Annotated in this window: 18 protein-coding genes; 11 read left to right on the forward strand and 7 right to left on the reverse strand. The window is 71.1% G+C overall.

The features are described from left to right. The first annotated feature begins 9 nt into the window (after window positions 1-9). From cbiQ to SCWH03_RS16425, 3 genes are all read left to right on the forward strand, one after another. Window positions 10-771: a cobalt ECF transporter T component CbiQ gene (gene cbiQ / locus SCWH03_RS16415; protein WP_173265003.1), complete on the forward strand. Its 762-nt coding sequence runs from the start codon at window positions 10-12 to the stop codon at window positions 769-771. Then, window positions 768-1,544 (forward strand): energy-coupling factor ABC transporter ATP-binding protein, encoded by a 777-nt coding sequence (locus SCWH03_RS16420; protein ID WP_173265004.1) that lies wholly within the window; start codon window positions 768-770, stop codon window positions 1,542-1,544. The genes cbiQ and SCWH03_RS16420 overlap by 4 nt, the downstream gene beginning before the upstream one ends. Window positions 1,545-2,169: 625 nt before the next feature. After that, window positions 2,170-3,330 (forward strand): serine hydrolase domain-containing protein, encoded by a 1,161-nt coding sequence (locus SCWH03_RS16425; RefSeq protein WP_173265153.1) that lies wholly within the window; start codon window positions 2,170-2,172, stop codon window positions 3,328-3,330. A 193-nt stretch (window positions 3,331-3,523) separates the two neighbouring features. Here SCWH03_RS16425 and SCWH03_RS16430 read toward each other — a convergent pair whose 3' ends face one another. Beyond that, on the reverse strand, window positions 3,524-4,429 hold the full coding sequence (locus tag SCWH03_RS16430) for a polyprenyl synthetase family protein (RefSeq protein WP_173265005.1): 906 nt from the start codon (window positions 4,427-4,429) through the stop codon (window positions 3,524-3,526). Between the two features lie 62 nt (window positions 4,430-4,491). On the opposite strand from SCWH03_RS16430, the gene SCWH03_RS16435 reads away from it, so the two are divergent. Next, window positions 4,492-5,280, forward strand: a complete 789-nt coding sequence (locus SCWH03_RS16435) for a hypothetical protein (protein WP_173265006.1) — start codon at window positions 4,492-4,494, stop codon at window positions 5,278-5,280. Window positions 5,281-5,291: 11 nt separating this feature from the next. Here the strand turns inward: SCWH03_RS16435 and SCWH03_RS16440 are convergent, their stop codons facing one another. After that, window positions 5,292-6,044, reverse strand: coding sequence for a glycosyltransferase family 2 protein (locus SCWH03_RS16440; RefSeq protein ID WP_173265007.1), 753 nt, complete (start codon window positions 6,042-6,044; stop codon window positions 5,292-5,294). Then, window positions 6,026-6,655, reverse strand: a complete 630-nt coding sequence (locus tag SCWH03_RS16445; RefSeq protein WP_173265008.1) for a hypothetical protein — start codon at window positions 6,653-6,655, stop codon at window positions 6,026-6,028. Before SCWH03_RS16445 ends, SCWH03_RS16440 begins: the two co-directional genes overlap by 19 nt. Before the next feature lie 344 nt (window positions 6,656-6,999). On the opposite strand from SCWH03_RS16445, the gene SCWH03_RS28615 reads away from it, so the two are divergent. Continuing rightward, window positions 7,000-7,290, forward strand: coding sequence for a hypothetical protein (locus SCWH03_RS28615; protein ID WP_216854756.1), 291 nt, complete (start codon window positions 7,000-7,002; stop codon window positions 7,288-7,290). Between the two features lie 64 nt (window positions 7,291-7,354). On the opposite strand, the gene SCWH03_RS16455 is transcribed toward SCWH03_RS28615, so the two are convergent. The 4 genes from SCWH03_RS16455 to SCWH03_RS16470 form a co-directional block, all read right to left on the reverse strand. Further along, entirely contained in the window at window positions 7,355-7,873 is a 519-nt protein-coding gene (locus tag SCWH03_RS16455) for a YbaK/EbsC family protein (RefSeq protein WP_173265009.1), read from the reverse strand. Window positions 7,874-8,181: 308 nt separating this feature from the next. Then, window positions 8,182-9,846 carry a penicillin-binding transpeptidase domain-containing protein gene (locus tag SCWH03_RS16460; RefSeq protein WP_173265010.1) on the reverse strand — a complete coding sequence of 555 codons (1,665 nt, stop codon included), beginning with the start codon at window positions 9,844-9,846 and terminating at the stop codon, window positions 8,182-8,184. Window positions 9,847-10,622: 776 nt separating this feature from the next. Further along, window positions 10,623-10,778 carry a DUF6131 family protein gene (locus SCWH03_RS16465; protein ID WP_173265011.1) on the reverse strand — a complete coding sequence of 52 codons (156 nt, stop codon included), beginning with the start codon at window positions 10,776-10,778 and terminating at the stop codon, window positions 10,623-10,625. Between the two features lie 493 nt (window positions 10,779-11,271). Then, the gene (locus SCWH03_RS16470; protein ID WP_173265012.1) at window positions 11,272-13,035 is read right to left on the reverse strand and encodes a dolichyl-phosphate-mannose--protein mannosyltransferase; all 1,764 of its coding nucleotides are present in this window, start codon (window positions 13,033-13,035) and stop codon (window positions 11,272-11,274) included. Between the two features lie 74 nt (window positions 13,036-13,109). Here SCWH03_RS16470 and rsmI point away from each other — a divergent pair, with 74 nt between their 5' ends. The 6 genes from rsmI to SCWH03_RS16500 all read left to right on the forward strand — a co-directional run bounded on the left by rsmI (window position 13,110) and on the right by SCWH03_RS16500 (window position 19,510). Further along, complete coding sequence (gene rsmI / locus SCWH03_RS16475; RefSeq protein ID WP_173265013.1) at window positions 13,110-14,015, forward strand: 16S rRNA (cytidine(1402)-2'-O)-methyltransferase; 906 nt, start codon at window positions 13,110-13,112, stop codon at window positions 14,013-14,015. 227 nt (window positions 14,016-14,242) lie between these two features. Beyond that, on the forward strand, window positions 14,243-14,869 hold the full coding sequence (locus tag SCWH03_RS16480; protein WP_173265014.1) for a hypothetical protein: 627 nt from the start codon (window positions 14,243-14,245) through the stop codon (window positions 14,867-14,869). A gap of 253 nt (window positions 14,870-15,122) precedes the next feature. Continuing rightward, on the forward strand, window positions 15,123-16,049 hold the full coding sequence (locus SCWH03_RS16485; RefSeq protein WP_173265015.1) for a TatD family hydrolase: 927 nt from the start codon (window positions 15,123-15,125) through the stop codon (window positions 16,047-16,049). Window positions 16,050-16,284: 235 nt separating this feature from the next. Beyond that, window positions 16,285-17,667, forward strand: a complete 1,383-nt coding sequence (locus tag SCWH03_RS16490; RefSeq protein WP_308788877.1) for a resuscitation-promoting factor — start codon at window positions 16,285-16,287, stop codon at window positions 17,665-17,667. After that, window positions 17,664-18,620 carry a 16S rRNA (adenine(1518)-N(6)/adenine(1519)-N(6))-dimethyltransferase RsmA gene (gene rsmA, locus SCWH03_RS16495; protein ID WP_173265017.1) on the forward strand — a complete coding sequence of 319 codons (957 nt, stop codon included), beginning with the start codon at window positions 17,664-17,666 and terminating at the stop codon, window positions 18,618-18,620. The genes SCWH03_RS16490 and rsmA overlap by 4 nt, the downstream gene beginning before the upstream one ends. Next, window positions 18,617-19,510 carry a 4-(cytidine 5'-diphospho)-2-C-methyl-D-erythritol kinase gene (locus SCWH03_RS16500; RefSeq protein WP_173265018.1) on the forward strand — a complete coding sequence of 298 codons (894 nt, stop codon included), beginning with the start codon at window positions 18,617-18,619 and terminating at the stop codon, window positions 19,508-19,510. The genes rsmA and SCWH03_RS16500 overlap by 4 nt, the downstream gene beginning before the upstream one ends. Window positions 19,511-19,654 lie beyond the last annotated feature (144 nt).

A 19,654-nucleotide genomic window follows, 5' to 3' on the forward strand; every position in this document is an offset into this window, starting at 1 on the left:
GGAGCCGGAATGAGCACGGGGCACGCGCACAAGCTGTACCGGCACGGGCGTTCACCGGTCCATCTGCTGCCGCCGCACTGCAAGATCGCCGCGGCCCTCTGCTTCGTACTGGTCGTGGTCTCCACCCCGCGCGAGGCGGTCTGGGCCTTCGGCCTGTACGCGCTGCTGCTGGCCGCCGTCGCCGCGGCGGCCCGTGTCCCGGCGGGCTTTGTGCTGCGCCGGATGGTGATCGAGGTCCCGTTCGTCGCCTTCGCGCTGCTGATGCCCTTCCTGGTGCCGGGGGAGCGCACCGAGTGGCTCGGGATCTCGCTGTCCGTGCCGGGACTGTGGGGCGCCTGGAACATCCTCGCCAAGGGGACACTGGGCGTCGCCACCTCCGTCCTCCTGGCGTCGACCACCGAGCTGCGCTCCCTGCTGCTCGGACTGCAGCGGTTGAGGCTGCCTCCGCTGATGGTGCAGATCGCCTCCTTCATGGTCCGCTACGGCGACGTCATCGCCGACGAGATGCGGCGGATGTCCATCGCCCGGCGCTCACGCGGGTTCGAGGCCCGGAGCGTGCGCCACTGGGGCGTGCTCGCGAAGTCCGCGGGCGCGCTGTTCATCCGTTCCTACGAACGCGGCGAGCGGGTGCACCTGGCGATGGTCAGCCGCGGCTACACCGGCACCATGCCCGTCATCGACGAGGTGGCCGCGTCCCGCAGGCAGTGGGCGTACGCCGCCGTACTCCCGTTCTCGGCACTCGCCGTCCGTCTGCTTGGCTGGAGCCCATGACCTCGCACCCCCCGGCGGCCGCCGTCCCGCCGTCGCTCGACGTACGCGGGCTGGCGTACGCGTACCCCGACGGCCACCAGGCCCTCTTCGGGGTCGACCTGACCGTCGGCCGCGGTGAACGGGTCGCCCTGCTCGGTCCCAACGGCGCAGGGAAGACCACGCTCGTCCTCCACCTCAACGGCATCCTCGGCGGCGGTGCCGGCTCGGTCGCCGTCGCCGGGCTTCCGGTCGGCAGGCAGCACATGGCGGAGGTCCGGCGCAGGGTCGGCATCGTCTTCCAGGACCCGGACGACCAGTTGTTCATGCCGACCGTGCGCGAGGACGTCGCCTTCGGTCCGGCGGCGGCCGGCCTGCGCGGGGAGGACCTGGAGCGGCGGGTCCGCACGGCGCTCGACCGGGTGGGGATGACGGAGTACCGGGACCGGCCGCCGCACCACCTGTCCTTCGGCCAGCGGCGCCGAGTGGCGGTCGCCACCGTCCTCGCCATGGAGCCGGAGATCCTCGTACTCGACGAGCCCTCGTCCAACCTGGACCCGGCCTCCCGGCGCGAACTCGCCGGCATCCTCCGCTCGCTGGACGTCACGGTCCTGATGGTGACGCACGACCTGCCGTACGCGCTGGAGCTCTGCCCGCGGTCGGTGATCCTCAGCGAGGGCGTCATCGCCGCCGACGGGCGTACCCAGGACCTGCTCGCGGACCCGGAACTCATGCGCGCGCACCGGCTTGAGCTGCCTTTCGGCTTCGATCCGCGCGCCGTGACGACGGGTGCGTGAAAGGGGTCACCGGCGCGTGAGCGGGCCAAGGGGCGCGAAGCGGCAGCGCGGGCGCGTATGCGGTGCGACCGGCGCATGCAGGGTGTGACCGGCGCGTGAGCGGGGTGCGCGGGCGGGTGCACGATACGGCCGGCAGATGAGCGGGCCTACGGGCGCGGAGCCGCCGCCGGGCGCGGGCCTGCGGGCGAAGGATGTCGTACGCGGAGTCGCTGCCGGGCGCCCGGCAGCGGCCCGACCGGAAGCCGAGCGCGCGGTGCGGTGCGCCCGCGGCGCACCGTCCGCACCCCCGGGAACGCGGCCTCGCCCACCCTGCCGCACCTCGCCCACCCTGCGGGGTCTTCGTGGGATTCTGCTCGACTTCGGGGACTCCCCGGTGCTTCAGGCGATTGCAGTTGCTTGAGGAGGCTTCGCGAGGCCGCTGCACGTCCACCGGTCGCGCCCGGTTCCGTTCGCCAAGCCCAGCCAAGCCCAGCCATGGCGGCGCCGGCATCGACGCAGATACCGGCGCCGCAGGTGACCGACCCGGAACCCCCGCACCCTCCGGGGAGGTTGCACCATGATGGGGCGGGGCAGCAGTGCGGAACGGCAGTGCGGAACGGCAGGGAGGGGTGGACGGGACGTGGACGTGGATGTCCGGGGCACGGTCGCGGAAGGCTTCGAGCCCGTCCGGGACGCGTTCATACGCAACTTCGCGACGCGCGGGGAGCGCGGCGCGGCCGTTGCCGTCTACCGGGACGGTGTGAAGGTCGTCGACCTCTGGGGCGGCACCCGGGACGTGGACGGCACCGATCCATGGGCCGTGGACACCGCGCAGGTCGTACGCTCGGCAACCAAGGGCGTCGCCGCCGCCGTGCCGCTGCTGCTGCACCAGCGCGGGCAACTCGACCTGGACGCGCCCGTCGGCACGTACTGGCCGGAGTTCAAGGCCGCGGGCAAGGAGCGGGCGCTGGTACGCCATCTGCTGTCGCACCGGGCCGGGGTGCCCGCGCTCGACCGGCCGCTCACCCCGGCGGAGGCCGCCGACGGCACGACCGGGGCCCGCGCCGTCGCCGCGCAGGCACCCGCCTGGCAACCCGGGACCGATCACGGGTACCACGCCCAGACCTACGGCTGGCTGCTGGCGGAACTCGTCCGCCGGGTCACCGGGCGGACCATCGGCCGCTGGACGGCCGAGGAGATAGCCCGCCCGCTCGGTCTGGACTTCTGGATCGGGGCACCCGACGACGAGGCCCACCGCATCGGCAGGATCGGCCGGATCGAGGAGCCGTCCACCGGATCCGGCGGCGGCATGAAGCTGCGGCCCAAGCGCTCCGTCGCCGAGGCCTATCGCGATCCCCACTCCCTCACCCGCCGGGCCTTCGGCGCGATCGCCCCGATGCCCGACGAGAACGACCCCGGCTACCGCGCCGCGGAACTCCCGGCCGCGGGCGGCGTCTCCACCGCTCGTGCGCTGGCTCGCTTCTACGCGGCGACCATCGGCGCGGTCGACGGCAACCGGCTCTTCGCCCCCGCCACGCTGACCCTCGCCCGTACCGAGGAGTCCACCGGCCCCGACCGGGTTCTCGTCGTCGGCACCCGCTTCGGCCTGGGCTTCATGCTCCACGGCCCGGCCTCGCCGTTGCTGGGCCCCGGCTCCTTCGGCCACCCGGGCCACGGCGGTTCGCTCGCCTTCGCCGACCCTGAGTCCGGTGTCGCCGTCGGTTATGTGACCAACGGGATGCGCAAGGGTGTCACGGCCGACCCCCGGGCGCAGGCTCTGGTCAGGGCGGTCCGCTCGACGACATGACCGGGGCCGTGCGGCGTCCCGCCATGCGGCGCACCGGGCGGGACGGCGTGCCGTACGGCGGGACGGAACGGATCGGATCAGAACTGATTGCATCGGAACGGAACGGACCGGAGCACAGGGGAGTCGGCTGCCCTGCTTGAACACGCCGCTGCCGCAGGTGCGTTCGGCGTACCACCGGTGGATGCCGCCCTTCTTACTGCTGGTCACCCACGAATGACCGCGCGGTCTTGTCATCTGAAACCAGCATGCGAATCTCGCAGGGAAGTGGGCTCTTCAATAGAGAGGCCAGTCTCCTCGCCTCGGAGAGTCGCCGATCGATTTCCAGGTAAGTCCGCTCCACAGCTACATGCACGGAAGAGTCGATCTCGCTCGGGTATTCACCGGAATGTTGGTTGGCAAGTAATGCGATGGCGGAATTTCTGCGCTCTGTCAAGTCCGACCCAGGCGGTTTTCCCCGACCTTCATCGCGCAATACGTTGTTTATGTCATTAGTCAGCTGGAAGGCGGTTCCCAGATGCATTCCCAGGGCGCTCAGGACCTTCCGATCTCGTCGACCGCGCCCGGAATGCAGGGATCCCATCCAGAACGCCAGCGCAACAAGGCTCCCTGTTTTTAACTCTGCGATGCCGAACGGATCGCCAGAATCCAGAGGTTTTTGCACATCGTGGAACTGACCTCGTGCCATACTCTCCAGTGTGCCGAGAACCTTCTTGATCGCCGTCGGCTCCAGACGTTGAATGGTTGCGAGTCCACCCGCCAGGAGAACGTCAGACATCGCCAGTGCGCCTGGTATCCCGGTGACGGCCGACTCGGTGGGAAGCCCCCGTCGGACCACATCCGAGTCCTCAATGTCATCGCGTATCACACTCGCCTTGTGGATCATCTCCAGCGCCACAGCCAGATCCACTGCGACCCGCCGCTTCCTTTTCTTCACCACATCCGGATCGGCCAGCATGAGGAAGAGGACGGCCCGATTGAAACGCCCACCGTGCGAAACTCTGGAAGAAGCATCTTCAGGAAGACCCAGCTGTCGAAGTCGCCTATCCAGACTCCGGCGAACCTCTTCGCGTACGTCACCCCATCGAGAATCATAGCTCAAGTCGAACTCGTGTTCTCTAGTTTCCGGCTTACCGGCACGAAGGTACCGAGTACACTTCAGTCATGTCAATCCGCCGGACAGGCTTGAATCGTGTCGCCGCCTTAGCCTTCCTGATGATTTCCCTCTATGCTTTGCGCAGTTCTCGCTCCCGACCGGTCGCGGTGAAAAGGGGAGGTGGCGAGTTCAGCCGGCCGGCGGCTCCACCCGATGTGACGGATTCGGAGCGGTCCAGGCGGGATGTGTTCTGGGAACCGTACAAGATTGCGATCGCTGCTTTTTATGCGATCTGCGTGCAACGGGCCTTTGAGACAAGTATCCAGAAGTTCTCCACAGGACCTCCCCGGATTCGCTTCGATCCAGGGAGTTTTTATGTGCGCGTAGAACCCGATCAAGTCATATTGGTCTGCCAGCTTCTCGCCGTCCTCACGTGGATGGGTCTTTACTACGTCAACAATGTCCGCCTCTACTTCCTGATCCCGGTAGGGAGATCAGTCAGGCGAGCCCTGGTCCATGTGACGCTGACAGCAGCCTTGGCGCAGTTCTACTTCCTTGCCGCCACGATCGGAACCCCGACCGTGAATCAGCTTCTCCTCATATCTGGCATTCTTTTCGCAGACACCATGTTCCCCATTGCCATCGGATCGGTGATCAGCCTCAGGCAGCGCGTGATCTGGGTGGTACGGGGCATCGTCCAGACGGCATTCATATTCTGGATCTTGCTCTTCGTGGCGCCCGCGCACTATGTGCGAGTGGAGTGGAGCGCCGGCATGCTCGTTCTGATGCTCATTCAACTCTTCATCTTTGCGCCCCTGGAGAGCCGTGCGCGACGGAATCGGTTTGCGTCTCCCTGACAGGGGGGCAGTCACAAGGGTCCGGCCTGCCATTTCCCATAGGGGTATCCGCGGTCGTTCGCACGTATCCCCACAGGCCCTTTACCTCGCGCTACATGCAGATAGGCGGCCGCCCAGGTGAACGCGAGCCTCGGGGCAGACGTCACAGTGAGGCGCCGCGAGCTTGCAATAATATGCGCACGCCACTCGATGGAGTGCCGGGCCCCCATCCCTTTGGCGCGGATGCCGAAATCCGTGTCCTCGCCGAGAAGGAAACCTTCCTTGAACCCATTCACCGCGCGGAAGGTTTGCCGGTTGGTCATCATAAAATCGCCGTTCGTGACCGGATAGCCAAGCAGTCGCGCCAAGAATATCAGAAGATAAATGAGCAGCAGGGTGGCGTGAGTCTTCATGCTGCTGATGTCGGGATAATGGCGGACCGAGATCACGCGCAGTTCTTGCGGATCCAGTCTTCGCAGGCACCGTTCGATCGTCCGTGGCCCCAGGACGACATCGGCGTCGAGGAAGAGAAGGTACTCGTGCTTCGCCATGGTGGCCCCGATGTTTCTTTGGGTGCCTATGTCGGCGACCGGTGATTTAACAATTCTGATGGCAAGTTGCCTCACATAGCGTCTGGCCAATTCCGTCGTTGAGTCGCCTGTGCTCGCGTCGACGATGATTACCTCGAAGTTCACCTGCCCGGATTCTTCGACCAAGCAATCCAGTAACGGCCTCAGGTAACCTTCTTCGTTGAGGGTGGGGATGACTATCGAGAGAAAGGCCATCCCCTCTCCCTCCCGTTCCTGGAAATGCGCAGTAGATCAAAAGCGACACACCCCAGACCGGGAGTCAGGTATCTGGGCTCCACACCGCGCAGGATTCCCGAGGTGACGGTGGGCACGGCTGTGCCGACGGCCCTGAGCAGGGCGAACTTACTGGCTCTCTCGTCGACCTGCGCTTCTGTGAGTGCGCTGTATGCAGAAAAGCCGAGATTTTGCCAAAGGGCTGAAATTCTGGCCGCCTCACCCGGGGGAAGCCTGGAAAGGAAGGCCAGCTGGTAAGTGACGGCCATCGCGATGAGCCCCGGACGCACATGTGTGCCATGTCGGCGCACTGCCTGCAGCCACTTCACGTCGTACACCAGCCACGAAATGTTGATGATGGTTTGAACGCGATCTTCAAGTGACAGTTTGCGCCAAGTCCAGATGCCACCTGAGGAGTAGATGGCCTCCCAGGCGAGATTGAAGGCGAGAGCGGCTTCTGGGAGTAGTTCGGTGCCTTCTTCCTCGGTCTCTGTGATCGCTTCGCGATATGCCGCAACCCAGCAGGCTCCGCCAAGAACCTTGAGTGCGAGCAGAGCAGTGCGCTTTGCGACGGATTCCTGCCGATCAGTCACGATACCTCCCTCAGGTAATCCGAACGGGTGAAACCCAGGCCGCCGTCGGCCGCGAGCGGGCATCATCGCCGCCGTCTTCCGGGGCGGCGCCTTCCGTTTCCTCAGCCAAGGTTATGTGGTCCGGCCGTCTCGGGGAGCGAAAGCCTGAAACGGGCCCGTTCCCGACAGGCGTGACGCGTGTTTATCCTGTGAGACGCGGTTCGCATCGGGTCTCGGCGGGCAGAGCAAAGGCGAAGGCGACGTCGCGTTGAAGTCCGCCCCCACGAACTCCCGCGATCTCTCGGGTCCCGCTGTCCCCGTCTGCCCGACCGCGCAGGCTGGGGCTGCTTTCACCCGGGTGCAGTATGTTCCTGCTGTCGCTGTCGCTGTCGCTGTCGCTGTCGCTGTCGCTGTCGCTGTCGCTGTCGCTGTCGCCGTCGCCGTCGCCGTCGCCGTTTGCCGCTGCAGCGGCCCGGGGGGTGAAGTCCCCCGCTGCGATCGCCGAATGGCACCATGATCCGTCTGACCGCCGTCCTTCCGCTGCGGGGCCAGGCTGTGCGATCCGGACCGCCCCTGCCGGGTGCCCAGACGGGGTGGCCGCGCTCCGGGTGCCGCAGCCCACCGTCGGCGCCGGGTTCGACGTGGTGGTCGGCTAACGGTTCATCGCTCGTGCCGCGGGCCGGGCCGCCGCGGCGAGGGCCGCCGCCGCGACCGCGAACGTCACGCCTCCCGCTCGCGCACGTCGACCGGCTTCGCGCCCGCGTGTGCGATCAGGGACGCGGGGTCGAGTGCGAACACGGTGTGCGGAGTACCGGCCGCCGCCCACACCACGGCATGGTCGAGCAGTCCCCGGTCGGCGAGTACCCGGGTCGCGGTGCGGTGCCCGAAGGGCGGCACACCGCCGATCGCGTAACCGGTCGTCTCCCGTACCAGGTCAGCGTCGGCCCGCCGGACCGCCGTGGCGCCCAGCTCCCGCCGCACCAGTTCCAGGTCGACGCGCGACGAGCCGTCCATCAGCACCAGCACCGGCTCGCCCTCCTCGGGGCCCTCAGCTCCCGGGATCCCCCGGGCGACGAACACCAGCGACTTGACGATCTCGGCCACATCGCAGCCGATCGCGTCCGCGGCCTGTGCGGCCGTCCGCGTGGCGTCGGGGAAGCGGCGTACGTCGACGTCGAGGCCGAGCGTGCGGAGGGCCTCGGCGAAACGGGGGTGGGCGGGGGACTCGGCGGTACTCATGGGCGGTAACGGTAGCGGCGGCCGACCCGGCCACGCGACACGGTTTCGGTCAGCGGTACGCCCGTTCGGAGCTGAGCTGAGGTGAGCTGAGGTGAGGTGAGGTGGGCCGGGCCGATCACACGCGGCGGTGGGTGCCGGCGCGGCCCCCGTCCAGGTCATGGGCCTCGTCCTGCGGGTCTCGGCCCTGCCCGGTCCCGTCCCCGGTCCCGTCCCCGGTCCTGACCCCGGTCCTGACCCCGTTTCCGGTTTCGCACAGGTCCTGCCTCGCCCCCGGCCCCGCCCGGCACCACGCCCCGCCGCCGTCGGCGTCAGCCGGACTTGAGGACCGACGCCACCAGCGGTCCGGCCGCGTCACCGCCGTGTCCGCCCGCCTGGACCACCGCGGCCGCGGCCAGGTCTCCGGCGAACCCGGCGAACCAGCTGTTCGACGTGGCCTGCCCGTCCACCTCCGCCGACCCGGTCTTCGCCCCCTTGTCGCCCGGCACGCCGGCCATCGCCTCCGCGCCCGAGCCCCACTGGGCGGTGGCCCGCATCATGTCCCGCAGCTGCCGCCACACCGATCCCGACAACTGACGGTTCGTTGCCGCCAGTTCGCGGCCGTCCAGCGAGCGGGGCACGATGACGGGCTGCCGGAAGCCGCCGTTCTTGGCCGTGGCGGTCATGGAGGCGACGGTCAGCGCGTTCATCTGGATCGTTCCCTGGCCGATGTACTGCGCTGCCGCCTCCCCTCCGCTGCCCTCCGGCACCGACCCGTCGAAGGTCGGCACCCCGGTGCTCCAGTCCAGCCCGATGCCGAAGGTGTCACGCGCCAGCCTCGACAGCGCCGCGTCGTCGCCGACGTCGTCGATCAGCTTGATGAAGGCGGTGTTGCAGGAGCGCGCGAAGCTCTGGGTGAACGTACCGTCGGGGATGTCGAAGTGGTCCAGATTGTGGAAGGTCCGCCCCTGGTACATCGCGTTCTTCGGGCACTCCGCCTTCCGGTCGGCGGCGACTAGCCCCTTGTCCAGCAGCAGCGCCGCCGTTGCGATCTTCATCGTCGAACCGGGCGCCTGCTGCCCTCCGAGCGCCGCGTTGAATCCGTCCTCGCGGTTGTTGGCCACCGCGCGGATCTCGCCCGTGCTCGGCCTGATCGCGACGACCGATGCCTCGCTGTGCCGCTTCACGGCCTGCTCGGCCGCCGCCTGGACGTCGGCGTCGAGTGTCGTCACCAACTCGCCGGGCTCGCCTTCGGCCAGCGTCAGCACCGTGCTGTCCACGGTGCCCGAGCTATCTGAGCTATCTGAGCTGTCCGAGCTGCCGGCGCCGCCCGGGCGGCTGATGACCAGCTCCACGCCCGGCTTGCCGCCCGCCTCGTCCCCGTACCTCTGCCGCAGGTGGTCGAGCACCGGGCCGAGCGAGGGGTACTTCTCCTTCGTCAGTTCCCTGCCCTTGTGGTCGACGGCTCTGATGGGCGGCTCGGCCGCGGTGCCCGTCTTCAGCCGCGCCCCCTCGTCGAGCTGCGGATGGACGACGGACGGAGCCCAGTCGACGAGCGGACGGCCGGTGGTCAGGCCGCGCACGACCGTGAGTTCGGAGGCGTACGTCCAGGGTTTGACCGCTCCCTCGTAGGAGACCGTGGCACTGACCGTGAAGGGCACCTTCGGCCCGATCGGCTTGCCCTGCTTCACCGTCATGTCGCTGACGTGGGCACCGTCGCGGAAGGAGCTGAGCAGGGGCTCCGCCTCGACGGCGTTGTCGGTGAGCTGCGCGGCCCGCGCCGCCTCCCCGGACGCCCAGGCCGCGAGGAAGTCCTCCGCGGTCGTGCGGATCTCGTCGGTGCTCGGCGGCCCCGATCTCTTCGTGACGGCAACGGACTTCGACTCCGCAGCGCCGTCGTCGCCACCCCCCAGGGCGCTGTGGGCGCCGTACCCCACACCGCCCGCGAACAGCACGAACACACCACCCACGACGGCGATCTTGGCTCCACTGCGCATACCGCGGTCCCTCCCCCGGGCTCCCCGTGCCCTTGAACGCGTTCGAAAGTATGTGTGGCACTCTACGTGACAGCAGTGACGCGGCGGACGAGCGTTACCGGACTGTGCCGTCGGAGAGCGCGGCCCGCGACCCCTTCGCCGGGCCGGGAGCCCTGGACGGTGTGCCCGTACTGACCTTCACGGCCCCCTGGTCGCTCCATGGCGTGGTGTGGGTCCGGCCGTCCGCGGGCTGTCAGCGCCATCTCCTCGCCGGACTGCTGGACTCCGGCGCCTGGCCGGCGCCCGGCGTCGCCGCCTGTCTCGCGGCCCGTCCCGGTGCCGCGGGCCACTGGACCGCGGCCGCCGGCACCGCGCTCACAGCGGGTCGTCGAGCGCGGGATGGGCCGGCGGCGGACCGGCCCCGACCGGCGGGACCCCTCCCGCTCGGCCCGGCGTGCGCCCGGAGGCGCCGACTCGGCGTCCCCGCCGCGGTCACCCCGCGCCGCATTGTGGGGTAGCCGGCACGCAGCGTGGCAGTTCGTGACCAGGGAGTCGGGAACAGCCATCACTCCTAACGGGAGTGACGATTGGTCAGTCCCTGAGGCCAGGCTCTGCGGTCAGCGTGTCCGCCGTCGGTGACCCAGACGGAGCGCCCCGGGAGCCCAGTGAGCCGGCCCTGGGGCGATGCCGACCGCATATGCCGCAGAGAGCCGTACGACGCCGCGTCCGCTCGGGGGAGGTCCCCGTTCACACTGCTGTGGGCCAGTGGTGGAGGCTCGAGGCCTTGCCGGCCGGCGTCAGTAGAAGTGCCGTCGGCCGCCGACCGCGTGGCCCATCGCCCCGAGTACCCAGAGCAGCGCCCCGACCGCGATCAGGATGATCCCTATGGTCCACAGGACGCCGATACCGGTGACCAGTCCGATGATCAGAAGGATGAGTCCGACGATGATCATTTGCTCCTCCAAGCCGGGACCCCCACACCCCGAACATTGCCGCTCCGGGCCTTCGCAAACGAACGGCGTGACTGATCTTTTGCCCTGATATGCGCCGCCGGAGCCACGCGCCGACGGGACGGTACGCAGTCTCCCGCCTTCAGGCCGTTGCGGGCAGCCGGATCGTCCCGGGCCGTCGCGCGGCCCGGCCCCTGGTCCTCGCCATCGCCCGGCGGCCACGTTCGGGGGCGGCCCCGTCCCCGGCGGCGGGGCCGTGCGGGGCCGTGCGGAACCGCCGCCGGGCGCGGGACCGCCGGACCCGCAGTCCGCAGTCCGCAGTCCGCAGTCCGCAGTCCGCAGTGCGCAGTGCGCAGTCCGCAGTCCGTGGTCCGCGGTCCGCGGTCCGGCACGGGTAGGTGAGCGGGTCTTGCGCGTGTGGTCACGGGGGCCGTCCCCCGGCTGTCCCCCCGGCCGTCAAGGCCCTCGCCAACAGGGCGAATGTTGCCTGACGCGGCTACACCCAGGTGTCCAGCCACATCCGGGCCCGCCAGTCGTCCATCGGGATCGGATCGCCCGTGAACAGCGGCCAGAAGTAGATGAAGTTCCAGGCGACCAGCAGCACCAGCACACCCGCCGTGACCGCGCCCACGGTCCGGCGGCGCTCGGCCGGTGTGAGCCCCGTGTCCGGTGGGGCGGCGGGCACGAGCGGTCGCCGGGCCGGGCCGATGATCGCGCCGAGCAGCATCGCGACGGCCAGGCACAGGAACGGGACGAAGACGACCGCGTAGAAGAGGAAGATCGTGCGCTCCTGGTACAGGAACCACGGCAGCCAGCCCGCCGCGATGCCGCACGCGATCGCGCCCGCGCGCCAGTCGCGGCGGAAGGCCCAGCGCCACAGGACGTAGACGACGGCGAAGCACGCGATCCACCACAGCGCGGGAGTGCCGATCGCCAGGACTTCGCGGGCGCACTTGTCGGTGGCGGTGACCGGGCAGCCCGCCGTGCCGGCCGCCGGGTCCTCGTAGAAGTAGGAGACCGGGCGGCCCAGGACGATCCAGCTCCACGGGTTGGACTGGTAGGTGTGACCGGACGTCAGATTGACGTGGAAGCTGTAGACCTCGGTCTCGTAGTGCCAGAGGCTTCGCAACCAGTCGGGGAGCACCGCGCTCCAGGGGCTGTCCCTGCCCTCCGTCGCCGCCCAGTCCCGGAAGTAGCCCTTGTCGGTGAAGATCCAGCCGGACCAGGAGGCGAGGTACGTCACGACCGCCACCGGCAGACCGGCGAGGGCCGGCAGGAGGTCCCGCCTCAGCACCGCCGGGTACGGGCGTACCGCGCCGGCCGTCTTCCGCGCCCCCACGTCCCACAGCAGGGTCATCAGGCCGAACGCCGCCAGGAAGTAGAGGCCGTTCCACTTGGTGCCGATCGCCAGCCCCAGCATCACCGCGGCCGCGATCCGCCACGGCCGCGGGCCCAGCCGCAGGGTCGCCGCGATCTTCGGATCAGGGCGCAGCACGCCCTCCGCGTCGACCGGGAGCGCGTCCGCGAGGCGCCGTCTCACCCGGTCGCGGTCGACGAGCAGACAGCCGAAGGCCGCCAGCACGAAGAACATCAGCACCTGGTCGAGCAGCGCTGTCCGGCTCATCACGAAGTGCAGCCCGTCCACGGCCATCAGCGCGCCCGCGAGGCACCCGAGGAACGTCGAACGGAACAGCCGCCTGCCGATCCGGCACAGCATCAGCACCGACAGCGTCCCGAGCACGAACACCATGAAGCGCCAGCCGAACGGGGTGAAGCCGAACATCTGCTCGCCGAGCCCGATGATCCACTTGCCCACCGGCGGGTGCACCACATAGCCGGGGTCCGACGGGATCGGGACCGCGTCCGGGTTCGCCAGGATCGCCTTGTCGACGTCCTTCGGCCAGGAGCCCTCGTACCCCTGGTTGATCAGCGCCCAGGCGTCCTTCGCGTAGTACGTCTCGTCGAATATCACCGCCTTGGGGCTGCCCAGCTGCCAGAACCGCAGCAGCCCGGCCACCAGCGCCACCAGCAGCGGCCCACCCCACGCCGAGAGCCGCTCCACCCGCCGGGCCGCGCCCGGCGGCACGCCCAGGAGCGACCAGAACCGGTCGGAGGGCCTGGTGTACGGCGGCACCAGCCGCTCGCGCAGCCCGACGCCGGGCCTGGGCACATGGCCGAATCTGCGCAGGCGCTGCTGCCAGGACTGCGGCTGCTCCGCCGCGTCCTGACCGTGCGCGGCCCGTGGGGCGGTACTGGTCACCGCGCCATCGTAGGGAACGCGTCTGTGCGAGGGGCGGCGCCCGCCCTGCGAGGATTGCTCCTGTGACTGGATCGGTGACTGGAACACTCGTACTGGCAGGGACTCCCATCGGCGACGCGGCGGACGCCCCGCCGCGGCTGGCGGCCGAGCTGGAGAGCGCCGACGTGGTCGCCGCGGAGGACACCCGGCGGCTGCGCCGGCTCACCCAGGCGCTGGGCGTGCACACCCGCGGCCGGGTCGTGTCCTACTTCGAGGGCAACGAGTCCGCCCGTACGCCGGAACTGGTGGAGGCACTGGAGGGCGGCGCCAGGGTGCTGCTCGTCACCGACGCCGGGATGCCGTCGGTGTCCGACCCCGGTTACCGGCTGGTCGCCGCGGCCGTCGAGAAGGACATCAGGGTCACCGCGGTGCCCGGCCCGTCCGCCGTGCTGACCGCGCTCGCCCTGTCCGGGCTGCCGGTGGACCGGTTCTGCTTCGAGGGCTTCCTGCCGCGCAAGGCGGGCGAGCGGCTCGGCCGGTTGCGGGAGGTGGCGGACGAGCGCCGCACCCTCGTCTACTTCGAGGCGCCCCACCGCCTCGACGACACGCTCGCCGCCATGGCCGAGGTGTTCGGCACCGGCCGGCGGGCCGCGGTCTGCCGGGAGCTGACGAAGACGTACGAGGAGGTCAGGCGCGGCGGCCTCGGTGAGCTGGCGGCCTGGGCGGCCGAGGGGGTGCGCGGGGAGGTCACCGTCGTCGTCGAGGGCGCCCCGGCCCCGGGCCCCTCCGATCTCGACGCGGACGAACTGGTGCGCAGGGTGCGGGTGCGCGAGGAGGCGGGCGAGCGGCGCAAGGAGGCCATCGCGGCGGTCGCCGCCGGGGCGGGCCTGCCCAAGCGCGAGGTGTTCGACGCGGTCGTGGCGGCGAAGAACGCGGCGGAGGAGGGCCGCCGAACGGGCTCCTCGAACGGCGGCGGAAGGAACGGGACCGCCGCGCGGTAAAGGCCTGTCGTCAAAGGCAAAGCCGGGACCGCGTGATCACGCTCCCCGGAAAAGCGCCTCCCAAATCCTCGCCAATACACCGGAATGCCCGATGCCGTCGGGTGCCGGCAGGAGTCCACTGGCAGCGGACGTATCCCCGCCGAACCGGGGGCAGCGGACGTATCCCCGAACCGGGGCAGCCGACGTGCCCCCGCCGGGCCGGGGCAGTGGATCGGGAGGAGCTTGGCATGACCGACACAGCGGGCACCCGGAGCGGTGCGGGACCTCTTCCGGTCGGCGCACCCGAGACGGTGCAGGAGTCCTACGCCTTCGCCTGTATGCAGTGCGGCTACGGCTGGGAGCAGACGTACGACATCGAGCACCACATCGACGGCGCGGGCCGGCCGCTCTTCACCTACCGCGTGGAGGGCCGGCTCGCACCCTCGCCGCTGAACCGGCTGACCTGCCCCAACTGCGGCGGGCACAAGGCCCGCATCATGCGCGCGGGGCAGGTGTCGGGCCTGGCGGAGTCGCTGCGCCGCCAGCACCTCGCGCCTCCCCACTTCGCCATGGCCGGGCCGGTTCCGGCGTTCGTGCCGGAGCCCAGGACCCCGGGGCGCCGGCCCGGGGAGCGGCACATCGGCCGCTACGGGGACGGGACGGCGGACGGGGCGGTCTCCCCCGGGGCGGGGACCGGGGGTACGGGGACGCACGGGGCGGGGACCCCGGATGCCGGGCCCCTGGCCGCCAGGGCCGAGGGCGCCGCGGTGGGGGATGCGGATGCCGAGAGCGTCGCGGCCGAAACCCCCGCGTCCGGGGGCGCACCGCGCCGGGGCCTGGGCGGGATGCTGCGCGGCCTCTGCCGCCGCAGGTGAGTCGGTTGTTGCCGTTGCCGTTGCCGTTGCCGTTGCCGTTGCCGTTGCCGTGGAGCGTGGGTGCGGGAGTGCGGCCGCCGGCCGGCCCGTGCGGATGGCGGCCCGCGGGGACGGGCAGGGGGAGGGGGAGGGGGTGAGGGCAGGTGCGGGTGAGGGGAGGCCCGGGGTGCGGACGGGCCGTCGAGCGTGCGCTCCCGGAGATCTCCGCGGCCGTGAGTGAGGCCGTGGCCATGGCCCTCGTACGATCGTGCTCATGAGTGCCAAGCCCCACGACGCCCCTCCGCCTCCGCCCCCGCCGCTGGCCGTACCGGTCGCCGACTCGCACACCCATCTGGACATGCAGAGCGGCACCGTCGAGGAGGCGCTGGAGAAGGCGGCGAAGACCGGTGTGACGACCGTCGTCCAGGTGGGCTGCGACCTCGACGGGTCGCGCTGGGCGGCCGAAACGGCCGCCCGGTACGGGAACGTCCACGCGGCGGTCGCGCTTCACCCGAACGAGGCGCCACGCATCGTCCGCGGTGTCCCGGTCGAGGGCCCGTCACCGAGGAGCCCCGGCCAGGGCGGCGGTGGGACACGGGCGGGCAGGGGCCGGCAGCCCGGGCGGCCGGGCGGCGGGGACGCCGCGCTGGACGAGGCACTGGCGGAGATCGACCGGCTGGCCGGACTCGAGGTGGTGCGGGCCGTCGGCGAGACCGGGCTCGACCACTTCCGTACGGGCCCGGAGGGCATCGCCGCCCAGGAGCGGTCCTTCCGCGCCCACATCGAGATCGCCAAGCGGCACGGGAAGGCTCTGGTCATCCACGACCGCGACGCCCACGCCGACGTCCTGCGCATCCTGGCCGAGGAGGGCGCCCCGGAGCGCACCGTCTTCCACTGCTATTCGGGAGACGCGGAGATGGCGCGGATCTGCGCCGACGCCGGGTACTTCATGTCCTTCGCCGGCAATGTCACCTTCAAGAACGCCCAGCCGCTGCGGGACGCGCTCGCCGTAGCCCCGCTGGACCTGGTCCTGGTGGAGACGGACGCGCCGTTTCTGACGCCCGCGCCCTACCGCGGCCGGCCCAACGCGCCGTATCTCATTCCGGTCACGGTCCGCGCGATGGCCGCGGTCCGGGGTATCGGCGAGGACGCCATGTCGGAGGCGATCGCTTCGAACACGGCTCGCGCATTCGATTACTGAAAGATAACGAATCATCGCATTACCGGGCTTTTCTGGCATGGCATGGCGACACCGGGTAACCGGCCTGCTTTGGGGAGTGACGATCAGCGGCTAGGGTCCGGGCCTCGTGAGCACTTCGCAGGGCAGTCACCGTGCCACGCGCGGCGGTCGCCGCGCCGCCCGGCACAAGGAGCCCCGGCCTCCCGCGCCGCCGCCGGCGCCTGCCGGGGTGCCGTCCCACGGCCCGGCCCGGGCCGTGTCGCCTTACGCGCCGACGGTCGCGGCCTTCCGGCCCGGCCCACCGGAGGGCCCTCCCGGCCGGGCACCCGCCCACGAGGGCACGTCGCCCGACTCCGCCGGCGCACCCGCTCCGGCCGCCGCCCGGCCCGCCGCTCCTGCTGCTTCGGCCCCTCCTTCCGTTCCCGCCCCTCCTTCCGTTCCCGCCGTTCCCGCCGTTCCCTCCGCTCCCCTCGCCCCGGCCGGCGGTCGCGCCGAGGCCCGCCGCGCCGCCCGCCGCCGCAGACGCGCTGCCGTCCTGCTCGGTGGCCCGGACGGCCTGCGCCGCCTCATCCCGCAGGCCCTCGTCGTCGCCTTCCTCGCGGGCGGCACGACCTCCTTCGTCGCCGCCGACAAGGCCGTCCGCCTCAGTGTCGACGGGGTGCCCCGCACCCTGCACACGTTCGCCGACGACGTGGAGGAACTCCTCGACGAGGAGGGGCTCACCGTGGGCGAGCACGACATCGTCGCCCCGGACCCGGACGCCGAACTCAGCCACGGAGACGAGGTCGTCGTCCGCTTCGGCCGCCCCGTCACCCTCACGGTAGACGGCCACAGCCGGCAGGTGTGGACGACCGCCCGCACCGTCGAGGAAGCGCTGCAGCAGGTCGGAGTGCGGGCCGGTGGCGCGTACACCTCCGTCTCGCGATCCCGGCCCATCTCCCGCAGCGGCCTCGATGTCGACGTGCTGACCGAGCGGACCGTCACCGTGACGGCCGACGGCCGGTCCCACACCGTCCGCACCACCGCGGCGACCGCGCGGGAGGCCGTCCGGGAGGCCGGCATCAGCCTCGCCGGCCAGGACACCATCTCCGTACCCCAGGACAGCTTCCCCCGCGACGGCCAGACGATCACCGTCATGCGCATCAAGGACACCGAGGAGGTCCGGGAGGAGCCCATCCCCTACGTCACCGTGCGGACCGACGACCCGCGGCTGGACCGGGGGACGGAGGTCGTCGCACGGGCGGGTCGCGCGGGCAAGCGACGGGTGACCTACGCCGTGCGGACGGTGAACGGCGTCCGGCACAAGCCCCGGAAGCTCTCCGACGAGGTCGTCCGGGAGCCGGTCGCCCGGCAGGTGAGAGTCGGCACCAGGCGGCTGCCGGACTCGGTCCGCGGCGCCGAAGGGCTGAACTGGAAGGCGCTCGCGCAGTGCGAGTCCGGCGGGCGCCCGGACGCGGTGGACCCGTCGGGCACCTACGGCGGCCTCTACCAGTTCGACGCCGCCACCTGGCGGTCGCTCGGCGGCCGCGGCCGCCCGCAGGACGCCTCCCCGGAGGAGCAGACGTACCGGGCGAAGAAGCTCTACGTACAACGGGGGGCGAGTCCGTGGCCGCACTGCGGCCGTAGGCTGTACCGGTGAGCACCACCGATCCCGACGCCCTCCTCGGCCCCGCCGACGTCCGAGAACTGGCCGCGGCCCTTGGCGTACGCCCCACCAAGCAGCGCGGCCAGAACTTCGTCATCGACGCCAACACCGTCCGCCGGATCGTCCGCACCGCCGAGGTGCAGCCCGACGACGTGGTCGTGGAGGTCGGCCCGGGGCTCGGCTCCCTCACCCTGGCGCTGCTGGAGTCCGCGGACCGGGTGACCGCGGTCGAGATCGACGACGTGCTCGCCGCCGCGCTCCCCGCGACGATCGCCGCCCGGATGCCGGGCCGGAAGGACCGCTTCGCGCTCGTCCACTCCGACGCGATGCGGGTACGGCAACTCCCCGGCCCCGCGCCCACCGCGCTCGTCGCCAACCTCCCGTACAACGTGGCCGTCCCGGTCCTGCTGCACATGCTGGACCGCTTCCCGACCATCGAGCGGACGCTGGTCATGGTGCAGGCCGAGGTGGCCGACCGGCTCGCCGCCCGCCCCGGCAGCAGGGTGTACGGCGTCCCGTCCGTGAAGGCGAACTGGTACGCCGAGGTCAGGCGGGCCGGGGCGATCGGCCGGAACGTCTTCTGGCCCGCGCCCAACGTCGACTCCGGGCTGGTCTCCCTGGTCCGGCGCCCCGGGCCGCCGAAGACCACCGCCACCAAAGACGAGGTGTTCGCCGTCGTCGACGCGGCCTTCGCGCAGCGCCGCAAGACGTTGCGGGCAGCCCTGGCCGGCTGGGCGGGCTCCCCGGCGGCCGCGGAGGCGGCGCTGGTCGCGGCCGGGATCCCGCCGCAGGCGCGGGGCGAGTCGCTGACGGTGGAGGAATTCGCGCGGATCGCGGAACACAAGGGCGCCGGGGGAGCCGGGGGGCCCGGGGGCGTCAAGGAAGCCAGGGGAGCCGGGGGAACCGGGGGGCCCGGGGGCGTCAAGGAAGCCGGGGGAGTCGAGTGAGCGTCACCGTACGGGTACCGGCCAAGGTCAACGTCCAGCTGGCCGTCGGCGGGGTCCGCGACGACGGGTACCACGACCTGGCCAACGTCTTCCTGGCCGTCGGGCTGTACGACGAGATCACCGTCACCCCCGCCGACTCGCTGACCGTGAGCTGCTCGGGCCCCGGAGCGGACCAGGTGCCGCTGGACCGGACGAACCTCGCCGCCCGGGCGGCGGAACTGCTCGCCGCCCGGTACGGCATCGACCCGGCCGTGCACATCCACATCGACAAGGACATCCCCGTCGCCGGCGGAATGGCCGGCGGCAGCGCCGACGGCGCGGGCGCGCTGCTGGCCTGCGACGCCCTCTGGTCCACCGGCGCCCCACGGGAGGACCTCCTCGACATCTGCGCCGACCTTGGCAGCGACGTGCCGTTCAGCCTGGTCGGGGGCGCCGCGCTCGGTACCGGCCGCGGCGAGCGGCTCACCGTGCTGCCCGTCGGCGGGACGTTCCACTGGGTCTTCGCCGTCGCCGAGGGAGGGCTGTCCACGCCCGCGGTCTACCGGGAATTCGACCGGCTCCACGACGGCGTCGACGTCCCCCCGCCGGTGGCGTCCCCGCTGCTGCTGGACGCCCTGCGCACCGGCGACCCGGGCGCGCTGGCCGCCGCACTCGTCAACGACCTCCAGCCCGCCGCCCTCTCGCTGCGCCCGGCACTCGCGGACACGCTGCGCACCGGCACCGATGCGGGGGCGCTGGCCGCACTGGTCTCGGGCTCGGGGCCGACGACGGCGTTCCTCGCCAAGGACGCGGACGCGGCGGGGCAGATCGCCGAGACGCTGCTCGCGTCCGGCACCTGCCGCACGGCGCGTGTCGCAGAGGCCCCGGCCCCGGGGGCGACGATTCTGTAGCGGTTTGGCGGTTTGGCGGTTTGGCTGGCCGTCAGCCGTCAGCCGTCAGCCGTCAGCCGTCAGCCGCCGAGCCCGGCACGGCCTCTCGCGCATACTCAGGCACCGGTTGAGTACGAACGCCCTCGCGCCCACGCGCTCACGCGC

This window comes from Streptomyces pacificus (assembly GCF_011766325.1).
Lineage (GTDB): Bacteria > Actinomycetota > Actinomycetes > Streptomycetales > Streptomycetaceae > Streptomyces > Streptomyces pacificus.